14 protein-coding genes and 1 pseudogene are annotated in these 18,647 nt (G+C 34.4%); 11 read left to right on the forward strand and 4 right to left on the reverse strand.

The annotated features are described in order from the left end of the window. The first annotated feature begins 8 nt into the window (after positions 1–8). Positions 9–854, forward strand: coding sequence for an energy-coupling factor transporter ATPase (locus K412_RS0110790; RefSeq protein ID WP_024833123.1), 846 nt, complete (start codon positions 9–11; stop codon positions 852–854). Here the strand turns inward: K412_RS0110790 and K412_RS0110795 are convergent, their stop codons facing one another. Then, the gene (locus K412_RS0110795) at positions 855–1,451 is read right to left on the reverse strand and encodes a class I SAM-dependent methyltransferase (protein WP_024833124.1); all 597 of its coding nucleotides are present in this window, start codon (positions 1,449–1,451) and stop codon (positions 855–857) included. A 196-nt stretch (positions 1,452–1,647) separates the two neighbouring features. On the opposite strand from K412_RS0110795, the gene K412_RS0110800 reads away from it, so the two are divergent. From K412_RS0110800 to K412_RS0110830, 6 genes are all read left to right on the forward strand, one after another. Further along, a complete protein-coding gene (locus K412_RS0110800) occupies positions 1,648–2,490 on the forward strand; it encodes an energy-coupling factor transporter ATPase (protein WP_024833125.1) in 843 nt (280 codons plus the stop codon). A gap of 25 nt (positions 2,491–2,515) precedes the next feature. Continuing rightward, positions 2,516–3,319, forward strand: a complete 804-nt coding sequence (locus K412_RS0110805; protein ID WP_024833126.1) for an energy-coupling factor transporter transmembrane component T family protein — start codon at positions 2,516–2,518, stop codon at positions 3,317–3,319. A 23-nt stretch (positions 3,320–3,342) separates the two neighbouring features. Beyond that, complete coding sequence (gene truA / locus K412_RS0110810) at positions 3,343–4,080, forward strand: tRNA pseudouridine(38-40) synthase TruA (protein WP_024833127.1); 738 nt, start codon at positions 3,343–3,345, stop codon at positions 4,078–4,080. Positions 4,081–4,311: 231 nt separating this feature from the next. Then, positions 4,312–4,746 (forward strand): 50S ribosomal protein L13, encoded by a 435-nt coding sequence (rplM, locus tag K412_RS0110815; protein ID WP_024833128.1) that lies wholly within the window; start codon positions 4,312–4,314, stop codon positions 4,744–4,746. A gap of 18 nt (positions 4,747–4,764) precedes the next feature. Further along, positions 4,765–5,157: a 30S ribosomal protein S9 gene (gene rpsI, locus K412_RS0110820; protein WP_024833129.1), complete on the forward strand. Its 393-nt coding sequence runs from the start codon at positions 4,765–4,767 to the stop codon at positions 5,155–5,157. 384 nt (positions 5,158–5,541) lie between these two features. Further along, complete coding sequence (locus K412_RS0110830) at positions 5,542–5,760, forward strand: hypothetical protein (protein ID WP_024833130.1); 219 nt, start codon at positions 5,542–5,544, stop codon at positions 5,758–5,760. Positions 5,761–5,916: 156 nt separating this feature from the next. Here the strand turns inward: K412_RS0110830 and K412_RS0110835 are convergent, their stop codons facing one another. Beyond that, positions 5,917–6,771, reverse strand: coding sequence for an AraC family transcriptional regulator (locus tag K412_RS0110835; RefSeq protein WP_024833131.1), 855 nt, complete (start codon positions 6,769–6,771; stop codon positions 5,917–5,919). Positions 6,772–7,360: 589 nt separating this feature from the next. On the opposite strand from K412_RS0110835, the gene K412_RS0110840 reads away from it, so the two are divergent. From K412_RS0110840 to K412_RS0110855, 4 genes are all read left to right on the forward strand, one after another. Further along, positions 7,361–9,925, forward strand: coding sequence for a beta-L-arabinofuranosidase domain-containing protein (locus K412_RS0110840; protein WP_024833132.1), 2,565 nt, complete (start codon positions 7,361–7,363; stop codon positions 9,923–9,925). Between the two features lie 240 nt (positions 9,926–10,165). Continuing rightward, positions 10,166–12,952 carry a WG repeat-containing protein gene (locus K412_RS0110845; protein WP_024833133.1) on the forward strand — a complete coding sequence of 929 codons (2,787 nt, stop codon included), beginning with the start codon at positions 10,166–10,168 and terminating at the stop codon, positions 12,950–12,952. 269 nt (positions 12,953–13,221) lie between these two features. Continuing rightward, complete coding sequence (locus K412_RS0110850) at positions 13,222–13,602, forward strand: hypothetical protein (RefSeq protein ID WP_024833134.1); 381 nt, start codon at positions 13,222–13,224, stop codon at positions 13,600–13,602. 10 nt (positions 13,603–13,612) lie between these two features. Further along, positions 13,613–15,277 (forward strand): HD domain-containing protein, encoded by a 1,665-nt coding sequence (locus tag K412_RS0110855; protein WP_024833135.1) that lies wholly within the window; start codon positions 13,613–13,615, stop codon positions 15,275–15,277. Between the two features lie 81 nt (positions 15,278–15,358). On the opposite strand, the pseudogene K412_RS0110860 reads toward K412_RS0110855, so the two are convergent. Together K412_RS0110860 and K412_RS0110865 are read right to left on the reverse strand one after the other, a co-directional pair. Further along, positions 15,359–16,519: pseudogene (locus tag K412_RS0110860) on the reverse strand (Nramp family divalent metal transporter); the annotation flags it as partial. A 9-nt stretch (positions 16,520–16,528) separates the two neighbouring features. Further along, positions 16,529–18,118, reverse strand: coding sequence for a recombinase family protein (locus K412_RS0110865; protein ID WP_024833137.1), 1,590 nt, complete (start codon positions 18,116–18,118; stop codon positions 16,529–16,531). Positions 18,119–18,647: the final 529 nt, after the last annotated feature.

The following is an 18,647-nucleotide window of genomic DNA, read 5'->3' on the forward strand; positions in this document are numbered from 1 at the left end:
GCTTTTCAATGAGTAATAATATCTTCGAAATTGATAATGTCAGTTTTTCATATAAATCATACGGAGAAGTAAATATTGATATTCCTGCATTGGAACATGTAAATACTACTATAGAAAAAGGTGATTTTGTAGTAATTTTAGGCAGAAACGGTTCAGGAAAGTCAACATTTGCTAGGCTTCTTAATGCTCTTTTGAAGCCAGTTGAAGGCAAGGTCATTGTTTTAGGTAAAAATACCGCTGATGAAAACAATTTATGGGATATTAGAAGCACTGCAGGAATGGTGTTCCAAAACCCCGACAACCAGATAATTGCAACAACTGTTGAAGAAGATGTAGCATTCGGACCGGAAAATCTGGGAGTAGAACCTTCTGAAATAAGAAAAAGGGTTGATGAAGCACTACAGACAGTAGGCATTGCAGATTATAAGAAAAGTGCGCCCCATATGCTGTCAGGAGGACAGAAGCAAAGAGTTGCTATTGCAGGTATCCTTGCCATGAAGCCGCAATGTATTATTCTTGATGAAGCTACCTCTATGCTTGATCCTATAGGGAGAAAAGAAGTTATAAATGTATTAAAAAAACTAAACAAAGAAGAGGGTATTACTATAATACATATAACCCATCATATGGACGAAGCAGCCATTGCAAATAGGCTTATAATTATAGATAATGGGAGTGTTGTTCTGGATGGGACTCCTAAAGAGGTATTTAGTAATGTTGATACAGTAAAAAATCTTGGACTTGATGTTCCTCAGGTTACTGAACTGATTTATCGTCTGAAAAATTACGGTATAAAGATTGATAAACTACCGTTGACAGTGGAAGAAGCTTTTGAACTTTTAAAGAAAATATAATTATTTTTTTATAGATTTATATACTCTTACCCCGCCACTTTTGTCTACATCAGTTACATTGCCGAAAACTGTTTCCATAATCTTCTTTAAAGTGGAACCACCTTTATTATGAAATGCTACAAGCCATAGTGCACCATTTTTTGAAAGGTGTTTGTAGGATTCGGTTATTAATCTGGTGTTTAATTCTTTACCAGCGGCTAATGGAGGATTTGACACTATATCGTCAAATGTTCTTTCTTCAAGAGAACAAAAAAGATTGCTGTTTAATGCTTCTATGGAAAGGTTGTTAATTGCGGCATTTTTTTTGGTATAGTCCAATGCTCTATTATTAACATCTATCATTGTAATTTTTTGCTGAGGAAATATGCTTTTAATAAAAAGTCCTATAGCCCCGTATCCGCAACCGATATCAAGTATTGACAAGCCACTTGGAGTAAAATTTTTAATTAGATTTTCTGAGGCCCTGTCTATTTTTGTATCAAATGAAAAAACACCGCTTACGGAGGTAAAAGTAAGGGTAGAACCGCATATACTCTCTGTAAAGTTCTTTTCTTTTATTTCAGATTCAGGATTTTCAGTAAAATAATGCTGACTCATAGAGTTTAACAGCCTCCGTAACTTATAATAATAAATATTATAATATATAATTTGAAATATTTCATTCATCAATATGAATATTAAATATATAGTTTAAGGTATAAAGCATTAAAATGCGTAACCCTTCACTAATATAACTAATTTATGGTATTATAATTTGTAATGTTATAAGATAATTTAACCAGAGGAGTAGGACATGCCAATAAAAGTTGAGGATTTATATTATACGTATATGGAAGGAGGACCTTTTGAAAAAAATGCCCTCCATGACGTAAATATTGAAATAAGTGATGGCTCCTTTATAGGAATTATAGGACACACAGGTTCAGGAAAGTCTACATTAATACAGCATTTGAACGGTATTTTAAAGCCCACGAAGGGACGGGTAATAATTAATGGAATTGATACAAAGCAAAAGAACCTGAAGGAATTAAGACAACAGGTGGGCATTGTATTTCAGTACCCGGAACATCAGCTTTTTGAAGAAACAGTAAAAAAAGATATATCCTTTGGATTATTGAAACAAGGGCTTTCACAGAATGAAATTGATGAGAGAGTAATGGCTGCGATAAAATCGGTGGGTCTTGATGAATCAGTTCTTGAAAAATCACCTTTTGAGCTTTCTGGAGGACAGAAAAGAAGGGTTGCAATTGCAGGGGTTGTAGCAATGACTCCTCAGATTTTGGTATTGGATGAGCCTACGGCGGGGCTTGACCCAAAGGGAAGAGATGAAATATTTGGTTATATAACAAGATTGCACAAAGATTCAAACATGACTATTATTCTTGTTTCACATAGCATGGAAGATATTGCAAGACTAACGGAGAGGGTAATTGTCATGAATGAGGGTACCGTATATATGGACAAACCTTCAAATAAGATATATTCACAGCCTGAAGAATTAGAGAAAATAGGGCTTTCAGCTCCCCAGGTAACATACCTAATGAAGAAGCTTAAAGCAGTTTATCCCGGAATAAATGAGAATATATTTACAGTAGAAGATGCAGCAAAAGAATTGGTAAAATATTTAAACCATTAGAAGTGTACTGGAAGGAGATAGGCAATTGATAAAAGATATAACCATAGGGCAGTATGTGCCGGGAGATTCACTTCTGCATAAGGCTGACCCTCGAACAAAAATAATTTTGACTTTTATAATGATGATATTCATTTTTTTAATAAATACTTACTGGGGATATTTGTTACTGACATTATTTACTGCTATTACGGTAATATCCTCAAACATACCTGTTAAATTTGTAATTAAAGGCCTGAAACCGGTATTATTTATTGTTATTTTTGCTGGGATTATAAACATTTTTACAATAAAAGGAAATGAAATTTGGAGTTGGGGCTTTTTAAGCATAACATATGAGGGTATTAATGTAGCTATTAAGATGGCTATAAGGCTATTTCTGCTTATAATTACAGCAAGTCTGTTAACCTATACTACTACACCCATTGCTCTTACGGATGCAATTGAAAAGCTATTAGGACCGCTAAAGCGCATAAAAGTACCTGTTCATGAAATAGCAATGATGATGACTATAGCTTTAAGGTTTATTCCCACACTGCTGGATGAGACAGATAAGATTATAAAAGCACAGTCATCCAGAGGAGCAGATTTTGATTCTGGAAATATGATTGAGCGTGCAAAAAGTTTTATACCTGTTCTCATTCCGTTATTTATTAGTGCATTCAGAAGAGCTGATGAATTGGCTACGGCAATGGAGGGTAGATGTTACAGAGGCAGTGAGGGACGGACAAGGATGAAGCAACTTCATTTTTCAGTAAGTGACGTTGTTGTAACAGGTATAACGGTTGCTTTTATGACGTGGGTATTATTAATGGAATATGTGTTATTTTAGAAAAGGAATAATCAGATAAATTTATGAGGAAAATTAAGCTTACTATTGAATATGACGGTACAAATTATCATGGTTGGCAGGTTCAGAAAAATGCTAAAACAGTACAGGAAGTAATTCAAAATGCGATTTCTAAGCTATTGGGTGAAGAAATTGGAGTTACGGGCTGCAGTAGAACGGATGTTGGAGTACATGCATACGGACAGGTTGCACATTTTCTTACAGATTCAAAAATACCTGGAGATAAATTCTCTTATGCTATAAACAATTTGCTTCCTGATGATATAGTTATTAAGTATTCAGAAGAGGTTTCAGATGAATTTCATGCAAGATATTCTGCAAAAGGCAAAAAATACAGGTACATGATATATAATGCTCCACATCCTTCAGCTATTATGAGAAACAGGTCTTGTCATGTAAGACCTGAACTTAACATTGAGCAAATGCAAAAAGCCGCCAGATATTTCATAGGGGAACATGATTTTGCAGCATTTCAGGCCACTGGAGGACAGGTTAGAAGTACTGTAAGAGAGATTTATAGTATGGAGGTATCTAGGAAAGAAGATAATATAATTTACATAGAGGTTTCCGGAAACGGATTTCTATATAATATGGTAAGAATAATAGCAGGAACTCTAATATATGTTGGAATGGGAAAGCTGCATGAGTCTCAAATTCCTGGGATTATTGCAGGACTTGAAAGGACAAAGGCTGGTAAGACCGCCCCTGCACAGGGATTATATCTAATGGAGATATACTATTAAAAACTAAAAAAAAAGTGAAATGAAGAACGATTATATAAGAGATATGGAGATATATTTAGAAAAATAGAGAGATAATGAGAGGTAAATTAAATTTATCGCATTTTCTACTTGACAGACAAATTTCTGTATATTAAAATGTTGTAGTGTCCTAAACGGTTACTTTTGGTGAATATTCTGAAACTAACTGCTAACATAAATAGGTTATAGATTTTAAGGAGGTTGTATTAAGAAATGAAAACTTTCATGGCAAAGCCACAAGAAGTTGAAAGAAAATGGTACATTATTGATGCAGAAGGTAAGCCCCTTGGAAGATTGGCAAGTGAAATCGCCAGCATTTTAAGAGGAAAAAATAAGCCAATTTTCACTCCACACGTTGATACTGGAGATCATGTAATAGTACTTAATGCTGAAAAAGTGCTTTTAACTGGTAAGAAATTGGATCAGAAGCTTTACAGATACCATACTCTTCATCCAGGCGGATTAAAGGAAATCAAGTACAAACACTTGCTGGAAAGACACCCAGAGAAAGCTATTGAAGTAGCTGTAAAGGGAATGCTTCCAAAGAACAGTCTTGGAAGACAAATGTACAGAAAACTCAAGGTTTACAGAGGATCTGAACATAACCATCAAGCACAAAAACCAGAAGTACTTGATTTGGACATTTAATGGAGGGAGGAAAAAATAATGGCTAAGGTATATTACTACGGTACAGGACGTAGAAAAAAATCAATTGCAAGAGTAAGACTTGTTCCTGGAGAAGGAAAAATTGTTATAAACGATAGAACATTGGATGATTACTTTGGATTAGAAACTTTGAAGGTTATAGTTAAACAACCATTAACCCTCACTGACACTCTTACAAAGTTTGATGTTATATGCAAAGTTATCGGCGGAGGATTTACAGGTCAAGCCGGTGCTATCAGACACGGTATTTCAAGAGCTCTCTTAAAGGCTGATGAAGAATTAAGACCAGCATTGAAGAAAGCTGGATTCTTGACAAGAGACCCAAGAATGAAGGAAAGAAAGAAATACGGTCTCAAAAAAGCAAGAAGAGCACCACAGTTCTCAAAGAGATAATATTGCGTGCAAGCGCATACAAAAGAACCATGGAGAATACATTCACCAATGGTTCTTTTTTTGTGCTTATAGGCAATATTGATGATGACAGAGATGTAGCCTGATTGTCTCTGTGTGAGACTAACGGAATTGGGTTGGAATTAGCATTGGCACGCAAGGTGAAATATATAAATAATTCTTGTATCATAAAGTAAATTTGATATAATGGAGCTACATTCTATTTTATTACATTAAAATTGGGATTAATTATTTCAATTATTAATATAGTAAAGATGAGAAGAAAATGATTAATCATATCTTAAGATTTACCAATTGATTCTTTGAGTAATTTTTATAAGAAAAAAGAAATTCGAAATATAAAATAGATATGAAGAGGTAATTAATATGCTTAGTTTCTCAGGAAAAATGTTTGGAATAGATGCACATGGTCAAATTAGAACAGATGATGCACAACTATATGATGTTCAACCAAAAACATTTGCTATGTTTCAAAAACTCCATGGAAAAGAAGCTGTTGAAGCATTGGAATCATTTGCTGTAAATGTTCTTATAAATCAAAATATTACTAATGATGGTTATTTTGTAAAAATTGTTAAAAAGTAGATACAAAGAATAAAACTATAAGTTTTATGAAATTATCTTCAGATATTTAATGACTTTCAAAATGGTTTTCTATCAGAGAAAAACATTCAACGTATTTTCTGGAATATGAAAAGAATACCATCTTATTTGAGCTAAATGCTTACGAAAAAAGCTGTACTATTTATAGAATAATAACCTTTTTGAGTTGGCATTTCGGTATTGTGTAGGCGTTAGTCCTACAGTTTTCTTGAATACCTTCATGAAAATATGGTTATCATTAAAACCAAGACTGTAAGCTATGTCGCTGATATTGTCATTAGTCTCGCACAGCAAATATTTGGCCAAATCGATTTTTTCCTTAATTATATACTGCTTAAGAGAATATCCGGAATATGATTTAAAAAACTCCGATAGATACCGCTTGTTATATCCAAAATACTCTGCTATTTCAGATACTTTAATATCAGTATTTCGATACCATTTAATATAATCCTGTATATCATTAAACAGTTGCCTTTTCTTCATACTTGAATTCTGAGGAGAATTTCTTTCCTTGAACTGGCAGAATAATTCGCATAGAACGGCTGTACACAGATAATTGTTCTGAATGCTGTTGTGATAGCTTCTGACACTATCCTGAAGGTGCTTCATCAGAACTATAATCTTCTCAAGATTTGTTGTTTTACCGTATCTGGGAATATATATTTTTTCAATAGGAAATTCCAATGGAATTTCATCTGAAGATAATATTTGAAATGAATTCTCATATGTAAAGTGTAACCAATAAAAAGCACAGCTGCTGCTTTTATATCCTGATTGTTTAGATAGCGGTGGAAAGAGCATAAATTCACCCCTACATACATTAAAGAACTGCTCATCTATTTGTAAGTAAGCCGTACCTTCCGTAACCACAATAAGCTCAAAATTCTGCATGTACCTTGTAAAATGCATCCACTCAGGAGAAGGAGCCTGGAATTTGCCTGTTAAATCGTATTTCAATGGGGTTTCGAGTGAAATTTCATAATATGTCATATGACTTTTTACCACCAATTCTGTAGAAAATACATTTAATTTATATTCGCAAATTGGTACACTTAAATAGAAATACCAGTTAATTCATAAATATGCATCTACTGGGATGGAATTCATATCATCCATATAAGCTAAATGCATCCTAAAAAATTTGGTATTTCCAAAGCCTTTGACTGCAACAACTTATTTTCTGCTTTATAGAAAGAGGCCTAACACCTAAAGCAGAAAACTACCCGGGTGATAGGAAGTTGATAGCAAAGACTGTATAATGAGTAGCAGTTTAGTGTATTTGGTATAAAATAACTCATTTATTAAATTATATCAAAAGTTTATATTCTAAATCAAATATTTGATAAGTAGCTTTCTTACATTGGAATTTGGAGAGGCACTTAATAAGTATATGAGAGTTTTTTACGTCAGTGAAACGAAAACTGGTGGTATAAGGCACTGCTATGTAATGTACAAATTAATTTGCTGAACTATACAGTATATATTCCCAATTAGTATGGCCAAGTTAAAAATATAATAATGGATGCATGGCATTGACTAAAAAACTCCAACATTATTAAAAAAGAAGGAGAGATTTAACATGTCTAAAATTCCTAAAGAGTTCATTTGTTCATCAATATTTTATATGCTTGTACTACTGTTATTGGCTTTTCTGACACCTTCAATTGTGTATGCGGAAAGTGTTGATAAACTTCAGCCATTTGATATGGAACAGGTTAATGTAACCGATCCATATTTGGTAAATGCATTTAACAAAGAGATTTCGTATCTGCAATCTATTGATCCTAACCGTCTACTGGTTGGATATAAGCAAACCGCAGGCTTATCCACAAGTTATAGTAAGTATGGGGGGTGGGAGAGTACACCTCTTGAAGGACATACATTGGGTCATTACATGTCAGCATTGGCACAGGCCTACAAAAACACTAAATCCAATTCTACAGTAAATGCAGATATTAAAAAGAGGATTGATTTAATTATTTCTGAATTACAAGCTTGTCAGAACAAAAGGGGTGACGGATATATATATGCCGAGTCACCGGCACAGTTTAATGTTGTGGAAGGAAAAGCAACAGGTACACTCTGGGCACCTTGGTACACTATGCATAAAATAATGGCAGGGCTTATTTCAATTTACCAATTAGAAGGTAATCCAACAGCGTTAACAGTGGCAAGCAAATTGGGAGACTGGATTTACAACCGTGTAAATGCGTGGGACTCTGCAACACAGGCTAAGGTATTGAGCGTAGAGTACGGGGGAATGAATGATTGTCTCCTTGAATTATACAAGCTCACCGGTAAAAGTAATCATTTAGCAGCTGCCAAGAAATTTGAAGAACCTTCTTTACTAAATACCATTGCTTCGGGAAATAATGTGTTGCCGGGTAAACATGCCAATACTATAATACCGAAATTTATTGGTGCAATTAATCGTTATCGTACCTTGGGAACATCTGAAACTTCTTACCTTACAGCAGCACAACAATTTTGGAATTTTGTAGTAAGAGATCATACATATGTTACAGGTGGTAACAGTCAATGGGAAGCCTTCAGAGCAGCAGGAAAACTTGATCAATATCGTGACGAAGTAAATAATGAGACCTGCAATTCCTACAATATGCTAAAGTTAACCCGTGAGCTATTTCAAGTGACAGGGGATGTCAAATATGCAGATTTCTATGAAAGAGCATTTATAAATGAAATTTTAGCATCTCAAAATCCTGAAACAGGAATGACAACATATTTTAAACCAATGGGAACAGGATATTTTAAAGTATTCAGTAAGCCATTTGATAACTTCTGGTGTTGTACAGGAACTGGCATGGAGAATTTTACAAAGCTAAATGACAGCATATATTTTAATAACGGTACAGACTTATATATAAATATGTATATCAGTTCTACCTTGAACTGGAGTGAAAAAGGCCTTTCATTGACACAGAAGGCAGATGTACCATTATCGGACACTGTAACCTTTACAATTGACAGTGCTCCTTCTTCCGAAGTAAGATTAAAATTTAGATCACCTTATTGGGTTGCTACTGGTAAAAAGGTAACTGTTAAGGTTAATGGTTCATCAGTTAATGTTTCAGCAGTTAACGGATATCTGGATGTAAGCAGGGTATGGAAAGTCGAGGATAAAATAGAGTTAACCATTCCTGCCGAGGTACAGACTTCAAGATGTACTGACAACCAGAGTGTAGCAGCCTTCACCTATGGCCCTGTAGTTTTATGCGCAGGACTGGGAAGTGAAAGTATGACTACATCTTCTGTTGGATGGAATGTAACAACAGCTACCAAAACTGTTAATGTGAGGGATACAATAAACATAAATTCCTCTACCTCTGCAAGTTTAGATGACTGGCTAGGTAATATTAATAAATATTTGGTTCAGACACCTGGAAAATTGGAATTTACTTTTAAAGAAACAGATTGTGATAATAGTCTGGTATTCACGCCTTATTACAAACATTATACTGGACGATATGGTATCTACTTTACATTAAAAGGTTCGTTTACAGGCCCAAGGAATCCCTTTACTAAGATTGAAGCAGAAAGCTATAATGCTCAGTCAGGTATCCAAGATGTAACATGTGATGAGGGAACAAGTGCAATAGGGTATATAGAAAACGGTGATTATGCAGTTTACAAAAATATGGATTTTGATTCTAGGGCAATAGAGTTTGTGGCAAGAACATCTAGCGCTCAAAATGATGGGAAAATCGAGATTAGACTTGACAGCATTACCGGTCCTTTGGTAGGTACGTGTAAAGTTACCAGTACAGGAGGATGGCAAATTTTCACTGATTCAAAATGCAGTGTTAGTGACGTAACAGGTAAACATGATATTTATCTTAAATTTGTTGGAGATAGTGGATACTTATTTAATATTAACTGGTTTAAATTTATAAAAGAAGATGTCTCTACAGTACTTGCAGGAGATCTCAACGGAGATAATACTATTGATGCAACTGACTTTGCTATGATGAAAATGTATCTTCTTGGACTAATTAACGATTTACCTGCACAAAACGATATTGAGGCAGGAGACTTAAATAAGGATGGTGTAATAAACGCACTTGATTTTGCTGTGTTCAAGAAATACTTACTAGGTAGTATAGAAAATTTGCCTTATACCAATTAAGTTGGGATAAATAAAAATAAAATATAGAGAGTTCAATTTAAAACTGGGGTATTTGTGTACAACTTAGACCCCAGTTTTATTATGTGTTTCCTATATAATGTAAAAAAATATACATTTCACTCCAAAAAAACCATGTTTCATGCCGCAGACAGTTTTCCTGGTAATATTCTTGATAAACTTAACATGGAATAGAGGACTTCCTACCATTAACCAACAAATATTAGATAGGAGGAATAATATATGATGAAACGACTTATGAGTATTTTACTCATGCTGTGTGTGATTCTTACTTTGTTGCCTGCGACGACACTGGCAGACACGAATAATGATGCAAACTACTATGACGAAGATGTTACATGGCTTGGTACTACCACTGAGTATCAAAAAACACTCAAGGGTTTCTTTGATGCAGGATTGCGAAAGGTATCTGTCGGCAAGAAGTACGGGCTTGTGGAGCAATCTGGAGCCTTCGTCGTACAGCCAATCTATGATAATATAGAGGCATATTACTTACATAAAGAACGCAGCGAAACAAAATCAACCAACCAAAATAAAAAAACAGAAAGCATATTTGTTGGAGGATATACTCAAGCAACACGGAATGGAAAAATGGGATTGCTTGATATGAAGGGAAAAGAAGTCATTCCATGTAATTATGATGCGGTAGGACTGCCATCTGAAGGCATATGCCGTATTGTAAAAAAAACAAACGGAAAGACTTACCTTGGCTTTTGGAGCTTAACTAAAGGCAAAGAGATTGTAGCGCCAAATAAGTATGTTCTTCCTAGCGGGTATGAAAATTTAGGAGATCCCGAAGGAGGTACTATATATGGATTCTATATGCCTGATATTGGTGAAAACAGGATTGCTGTGGCATTTGATTTTTATGACGGATATGCTTTAGTGCCAACAGGAAAAGTGGTTAATGTTACTGAAGAGTGTACAAATAATAGAGACTCTCGTAAAAGAACACTAGTCTATGCTCAAATTATTGATAAAAGCGGCAAGGAAGTGCTAAAAGGCGGACCGTACCCTTTTAATATAAATCCAGCTACTACTAGAGATTACCCACAAGCAGGAGCCTATATGGTATATGACCAGTTCTCCACAAAAAAGATTCGCATGAAAATGGACACAGGGGGAGAGGTAATCTATAAATCACACCTTGAGTCCGGTATCGTGGGTCCGAAGAGCATTCTTGTAACTGCCCAATATCATGGAGGTATTTGGGGTAACTCCGCTGTAGGATGGTATCCCCCCGGTGCCCAAATGAAGTTAATCCCTGAACTATCATTGGCTTTAACATATAAATGTGGTTACGAAGGTATCAAAGAATCTGCTGCTCAATGGGGTGTTATTAATTTCAGCAACAAGGTAATTATTCCATTTGGAAGTTCTCAATCTTTAAACTATGATTCTGAGAATAAGGTGATTCTTGCAGATTTATTAAAACCTATTTATAAGCCCAATGGGAGCAAGATTGCTGGAACAGCAGACAGGGCAACCTATGATATTGTGAATGGGTATATTATATTTGGCAAGACCAGTAAAGAAGCTGGTACTTTAGTAGACACCAATGGTTATATATTATCACCGAAGAAGATTATGGCAATAAAGACCGGTAAAACCTATTCTATTGAAAGTATAAAAGGTTCTGCTTGTACTACGGTCAGTGTTAAGGACACCCTTTGGATAAGGAAGAACAACAAGTGGGGGCTTGTTAATGTGAGTGGTAAAACAATTCTTCCATTCGAGTATGAGGATATAAATGTTTCATCTTGGGAAGAAAAAACAAAACCCTATGCACTTGTAAAGAAAAATGGGAAATGGGGTATGGTTGATGCAACAGGAAAAGTGCTTTTAGCATGTAACTATAAATCTATTTCATGGGGCGAGGATGGTTATTACAATATTCAGGATTATACCACAGGGAAGTATGGCATATTCAACTTCAATACCTCCAAAATTACAACTCCCTGCAGTTTACCAGGAGCCATTAACACCAAGGAATTTTTAGAAGAGGGTTGGGGAAATATTGGTGGTACAGTTCCTATTAATGTAGGAAATAGTTTGAATGCTCTATTTGACATGGATATTGGGCAACAAGTCACTTCAACTTATTTGGTTATGAAACCATCAAGCCGAGGATTGTTTTATAACACCTATAATGATTACTTTGGAGCAGATGGACGAATTGTATTTAACAGAGCAGAAGATGATACAAACTATACACTTGTGGTGAAAGACGGAAAGGTTGGCTCTATTAATATTTCAAGACTAAAAATAAATGGCAAGCTGCCTACTACAACCTATGTTAAACCTAAGCCAGAGCCTATAAATGCTAAATTCTACATTGTTGCGTATCCGGAAAATCGGATGTATTTAATAGGCGACGGATTTGATGTTAAGGGCCTTATCGTACATTATCAAGATGAAAATGGAGTTCGCAGCATTATTGATAATTCAAAGCTTAAGTTTTACACATCCGGTACAGTGGAACTGACCCAAGGCAGAGCATTTACAACCAGCGGAGTTAAAACGGTGGAGGTACGGTATAAAGACAAAAAGGTTGATACTTTTGACGTTAGGGTGTTAAAAGAAACGAAAAGTAGTATCGTGACAAATGGCGAGTATTATATGAAAATACTTGGTAAATATATTTATCCTGTAATGGCAAATGGTACCTACTGGCTGGAACTTTCGGACAAAAAACCTGAAAAGCCCTTTGCTATAAAGCTGGTGAACTACATTGAAGACCGAGGGCCGGCGTACACCATTCACTATAACGGAAGAGCTATAGGGCAACCATCATCAAAGAACGGAGCTCAGTTGCAATCAGCTGCTCTTACTCATACGTGGAGAATCAATAAATATACTTCCTTCTGTACAATCAGAGATTATGGAAACCAAAAGCTGCTTGTCAATGCAAGCGGTGAGAAGAGTGCTAATGGTACAAAAGTTATTGTTTGGTCCCATACCGGCTCAGCACCAGAACACGGAAAGGTAGTCTTTATTCCGGCAAAGTAAGAGAAAATATATTGGGATTTCTTACAGTATATACAATACTTGCGGGTCATGCAGGACCCGCATTTTTCTATTTTAGGAATAAAAAGGTGATGCTATCCAATGAAAAACCTATTCATAGTGTAACAACTCTTTTGCTATTATAGATATTCTGAATAACTCAATAGGAATTAAATGTAAATAATAGTTTAAAAACATTTTAATTGGGTAACATCATATGATATAATATAATAACCACAATAATAAATTATAAGACTAAAGGTAGTGATTATATGTGCAGGTATATTCAAACTGAACAATTTTTGGGGGTTACTTTTGTTAATTTATTGCAAAATAATTTGCAGCAAATTGAATTATCATTGTTTAGCGAGATAGAAAAAAAGGTAGATTGCTCTATACGTAAAAAAAACAATGCAATCCTTTGTGTTTCAAGTAAGGAACTTTATTCTGCAATAGATGAATATCAGGATTTTTTTCAAGTAAGGGAAAATTGCATTGAGATATGCGATAGAATGAAACAAAAAATTCAGTCACCAGAAGATAAAGAATATTTTGTTGAAACTTTAAAAACATATTTTTCAGCCGGAATACCTGAGGATATTAATGATACCGTTAATGTGGTTTTAGAAAGTGCATTAAAAAAGTGCTATTGAGGTAAAACTAATGTCACATAAAATTATCAGAGATTCTGTACATGGATATATAACCCTTGATGATATGTTTACAGGAATAGTTAACAGTGCAGAATTTCAAAGATTAAAATCTGTAGAACAGGGAAGTTTTCGTGTACTATATCCTGCCGCCCGTCATGACAGATTTATTCACTCTTTAGGCACATACTATCTGGCCAGAAAATTTTCCGAGCATTTCGTTATAAATATAAAGGAAGACTTGGGCATAAGTATATCTCAAATTGAACTAGATAAGATTCAAAATACTTTTTATTATGCTTCATTATTACATGATATCGGACATGCCCCATTTTCACATACTACCGAGAAATTCTTTAAGCGGAAAGAATTGTTGGACAGGGAATATGAATTTAATAAAGTTGCGATTTATGAAGACTTGATTAAGGCTGTCAAGAGAGTCGTAGGTAAAGATAGCTTAGAGAATTTTATTAAGGAATTTTCAGGATGCTCACCATCACCACACGAAATAATGAGTGCAACAATTCTTATAAATAAAGCAGATGAATTTTTGGGTGCTAATAAAGACAGGGTATATTTGGAGCTAGCGGCAAGAATGGTTATAGGATGTACATATGATTATAACTCCTACTTACTTGAAAATGGTGATGACAAAAATATTTTGGGAATAAAAAATTGTTTTATCAGATTACTAAATTCTTCAACTGTAGATGTAGATAAAATGGATTATATTACTAGAGATACTCGTATGTCAGGTTTTGATAATGTACCTATTGATATTGAAAGGCTTGTCAAATCAGTTACTGCAATAAAAGAAAAAGATGGGTGGATTTATCCGGCTTTTCGTAAAAACGCATTAAGTGTGATTGACAATGTATTCCGGGCTAAAATAGAACAAAGCTTATGGATGGTTTCTCACCCCGTTGTACTTTATGATTCGGAATTGCTGTCATTTTGTATAAATTCTTTAAACAAATGTATTGGCGAAGAGTATATTGAAAAAGTTTTCTCACTAGAAGCTTTAGGCAGTAAGGGAATAGAATATGAAAATAAGACTTACAGACTTTTAAGTGATATAGATATTAATTCTGACTTAAAGAAATGCTGCTTAGGTAATGAATTAATGAGTGAGCTATATGAAAGAGGTCTGCGTCGACATCCAATCTGGAAATCGTACTATGAATATAAGTATCTTTTTAATGATGGAAAATCTGGCGAGGAAAACATATTCTTATATTTTAAAGGTTTAATAGATTATATGAAGACTAATGACAGTTTTGTTTTGGATAAAAAGCTATATACTAATTTGAAAAAAAAGGCCCCGCCAGCAGTTAAAGAAGCTGCTAAATTTTTATGGAAATTTTGCAATGAAAACGAAATAGAGTTTAATTTTGTAATATTATCATCTTCAAATTCCTTTGCTCCAAGCTTTGACCCGGAGCGGGTTTTTATAAGATTTGGAAGTCTGCCCTGCAGAGATAAAAATAATTATGTTACATATAAATTTCTGAAAGGTGATATTAGAGATTCAGACAGTAAGAGATTCTTTTATATTTATTCAAAGGAAAAGTTTTCGGTTGAACAGATAGAAAAGCTTAAAGATGGCCTTATTAAAAAAATCAAAGAAAATAAGAAGAAAGAAGTTAAGAATAAGGAAAAGATTAAGGAAAGAGTATAATTTAATAGTTTTGCTTATAATTTGAATTGGTATTTGTGCAAAACCTCCCATCTTACATACAATCAAGATGGGAGGTTCACCTTACACTCCACCTGTAAATGTCAGAATCAAAAGTACTGCATTTGCTGCCAGGATTACAGAAGTTATAATCCAGCCTACCACATTTGTTACAGGTTTATTTACCAAGGAACCCATAAGGTCTTTCCTCTTAGTAATTAACAGCATAGGAATGATTGCAACAGGGAGAATAAAGCTGAGAACTACCTGACTTATCACAAGAGCCTGCATTGGATTAATTCCCAAGATTATTATCAGCATTGCTGGAAGCATTGTAACAAGCCTTGTGACGTTATCGTTTATCTTAAGGCCTACAAAACCTTGCATGATGGTAGTACCTGCCATAGTGCCCACAACAGCGGATGAGAGTCCCGAAGCAATAAGTGCAAGACCGAAAGCACCGCTTGAGGCAGCTCCTAAAAGTGGTGATAGTGATTGGTGTGCCTGCTCAATAGTTTCAACAACCAAACCGTTTCTGTAGAAAACAGCGGCTGAAACAATGACCATTGATGCATTTATAATAAAGGCAATATTCATTGCAATAGTAATATCCAGCCTTTCAAGCTTGAAATGCTTTTTCTTTTGCTCATCTGTCAAGCCCTTGTTTCTCGGCTGTACCAATTGAGAATGCAGGAATATAACATGAGGCATAACGGTTGCCCCTAACATACCAACAGCAATCATGACTGCCTCACCATTAGGAAGTGATGGAATTAAAACGTGTAGACCTGCCGAGGTCCAATCAGGCTTTGCAAGAAATACTTCTAAGGTATATGAAATGCATATGACTGCAACTAAAACGGAAATAATGCCTTCCAAAACTCTCTGTCCGTATTTGCCCATATATACAATAAAAAAAGTAAGTACAGCAGTAATCAATCCTGCAACTTCCATAGGTATTCGAAACAGCAGATACAAACCAAGAGTACATCCAAGAAATTCTGCCAGATTTGTAGCAATAGCGGCAAGTTCAGCTACAACCCAGAAGCACCAGTTTACTTTTCTGGTAAAAACCTTGCCACACATCTGAGGAAGATTGTATCCTGTAGCAATACCAAGTTTTGCAGACAAGGACTGCAAAAATATTGCCATTATGTTGCTCCAAAGAATAACCCACACCAAATTATAATTAAACTTGGAGCCTCCACTGATATTTGTTGCAAAATTACCTGGTGCTATGTACGCATTGGCACACTAAAAAGGGTTTTCAAAGTTATAGTGAATTTTTATAGTCATATCTTCAAAGATTTCTATTTTATTGATTAATTTAGCAACGGTATGTCTTTCAATATATTTAAAACTTGCAAAGTCATCAACATATTTTTTAATTGAGTCACTTGACTGATTAATTTTTTCTTTAGACTCAAATTTATTTTTGAGATTATTGAGCCTTGTGTTCAAATAATGTTTTTCTTCAGATAACATGCTATTGATGTCTTTGAATTCGTCTACAGTAATCACACCGTTATTTTTGTCCTGATACAATTTGAAAAAGTGCTTTTTAATTTCTGTTAGTCTTTTTTCAATATCTCGGATTTCCTTCTTGCTGGTAGACAATTTACTGCGATTTTTAGCATTTATTTGTGAATTAATGTACTTTTCTGCCATAGAAGTTAAGGTTTTAATATCCAAGATTTGTTCAGCTATTGTGCCTAATTCTTTTTTTATAATATTGCAGAGAATTTCCTCTGAAAAAGTATGCCTTGTACATGTTCTATATCTTTTATAGTTGGAGCATATTGTGTAGAAATATCTGCCTGTCTTAGAAAATGTTATAGTTCCCCCACAATCTCCACAAAAAATTAGACCTGACAGTAAGTGGTGGTGCACTATATTGTTTCTGTGGTAGTTTCTCTTACTCATAAGGCATTGAACTGCTTCGAAATCTTCTTTTGATATAATGGGTTCATGAGTATTTTCAACGACAATCCAATTTTCTTTAGGTATATTTTTGAATTTTTTTGACTTATAGCTTACTTTTTGAAGCTTGCCTTGGGAAAGTGAACCTGCATAAGTGGGGTTTGAAAGTATAATCTTTATTGTTTCGGGATTCCAAAGATAGTTTTTTGATCTTCCACATCTGTATAAAGTGGTATTTTCTTTATATTTTGCTGGTGACATAATGTGCTCTTGATTTAGTATTTTTGCAATTCCATTAAAACTCATACCTTGAATATACATTTGATATATTCTTTTAACCACCTCACAGGTTTCGGGATTTACCACAAGTAAATTCTTATTATGTTTATCCTTAAGATAACCATATGGGGCAAATGCCCCTATAAAACTGCCTTCTTCTTTTTTAGATTTAAGAATACTTGTTATTTTGGAGGAGGTATCGGATGAGTAAATCTCATTCAAAAAGCTTCTTAAAACCGGCATGATGTCTGTCTGAAAATTTCGGCAATATGAATCGGTACTGTCATTAACGGCAATTAATCTGACATTATTCGTTGAGCAATACTCAAAAAACTTTAATGATTCCAAGAGGTTTCTGCCTAAACGTGACAGGTCCTTTACAATTATTAAGTTGACACTATTGTTTTCAACATCATGAATCAGTCTATTATAGCCAGGTCTGTCAAAAGTCGTGCCAGACACACCGTCATCATAATAAATACCTACCAATTTCCAGTTAGGCTTACTTAAGACTATAGGTTTTAAAAACTGTATCTGATTTTCAATGCTCTCAGAATTTTTGTCTTCTCGTGATAAACGGGCATATATTCCGACTTTGAAAAAGTCATTACTATTTTCGACATAATTCTCAGATAATGAAAACAAAATCCATTCCTCCTTTTAAACTCTTAGATCGGGATTATTAGGTAATGTATTTAGCAAATAAAATATTAAACTTTCCAAAACGAGCTTCTCAAAGGGTTTGCCTGACGATTTATACTCAGATATTACGTTGCATTGAAATGACTTACTTTTTTTACCCATAACTATCACCCTCTACAATGTATATGACTTAAAATGCTTGTCTTAGTAGCCAGAATGCGAAGATAAGTAAATTAATAGACTTAGAAAGCTTATTTTACATAAAAGGAATGATGAAGTAATTTTACTATTTTACTTTATATTATAAAATATAATACAAAACAACAAAGTAGAAACAATTATAACATAAATTGACAAAATATAATTTAAGTGATAAATTATTAATAACAAATTATTATAACAGACAACAGCATAAAGTATTCTCTCAACAGAAAAGATTAAATAGATATTGGACTCTAAGTTTCAGCTATAATATTCGCGTTATACATTGGTATTTTTATGCCATCAAGTAATTAATAATAGGATATTACGA

Origin of the sequence: Ruminiclostridium josui JCM 17888 (assembly GCF_000526495.1) — a bacterium.
Lineage (GTDB): Bacteria > Bacillota > Clostridia > Acetivibrionales > DSM-1351 > Ruminiclostridium > Ruminiclostridium josui.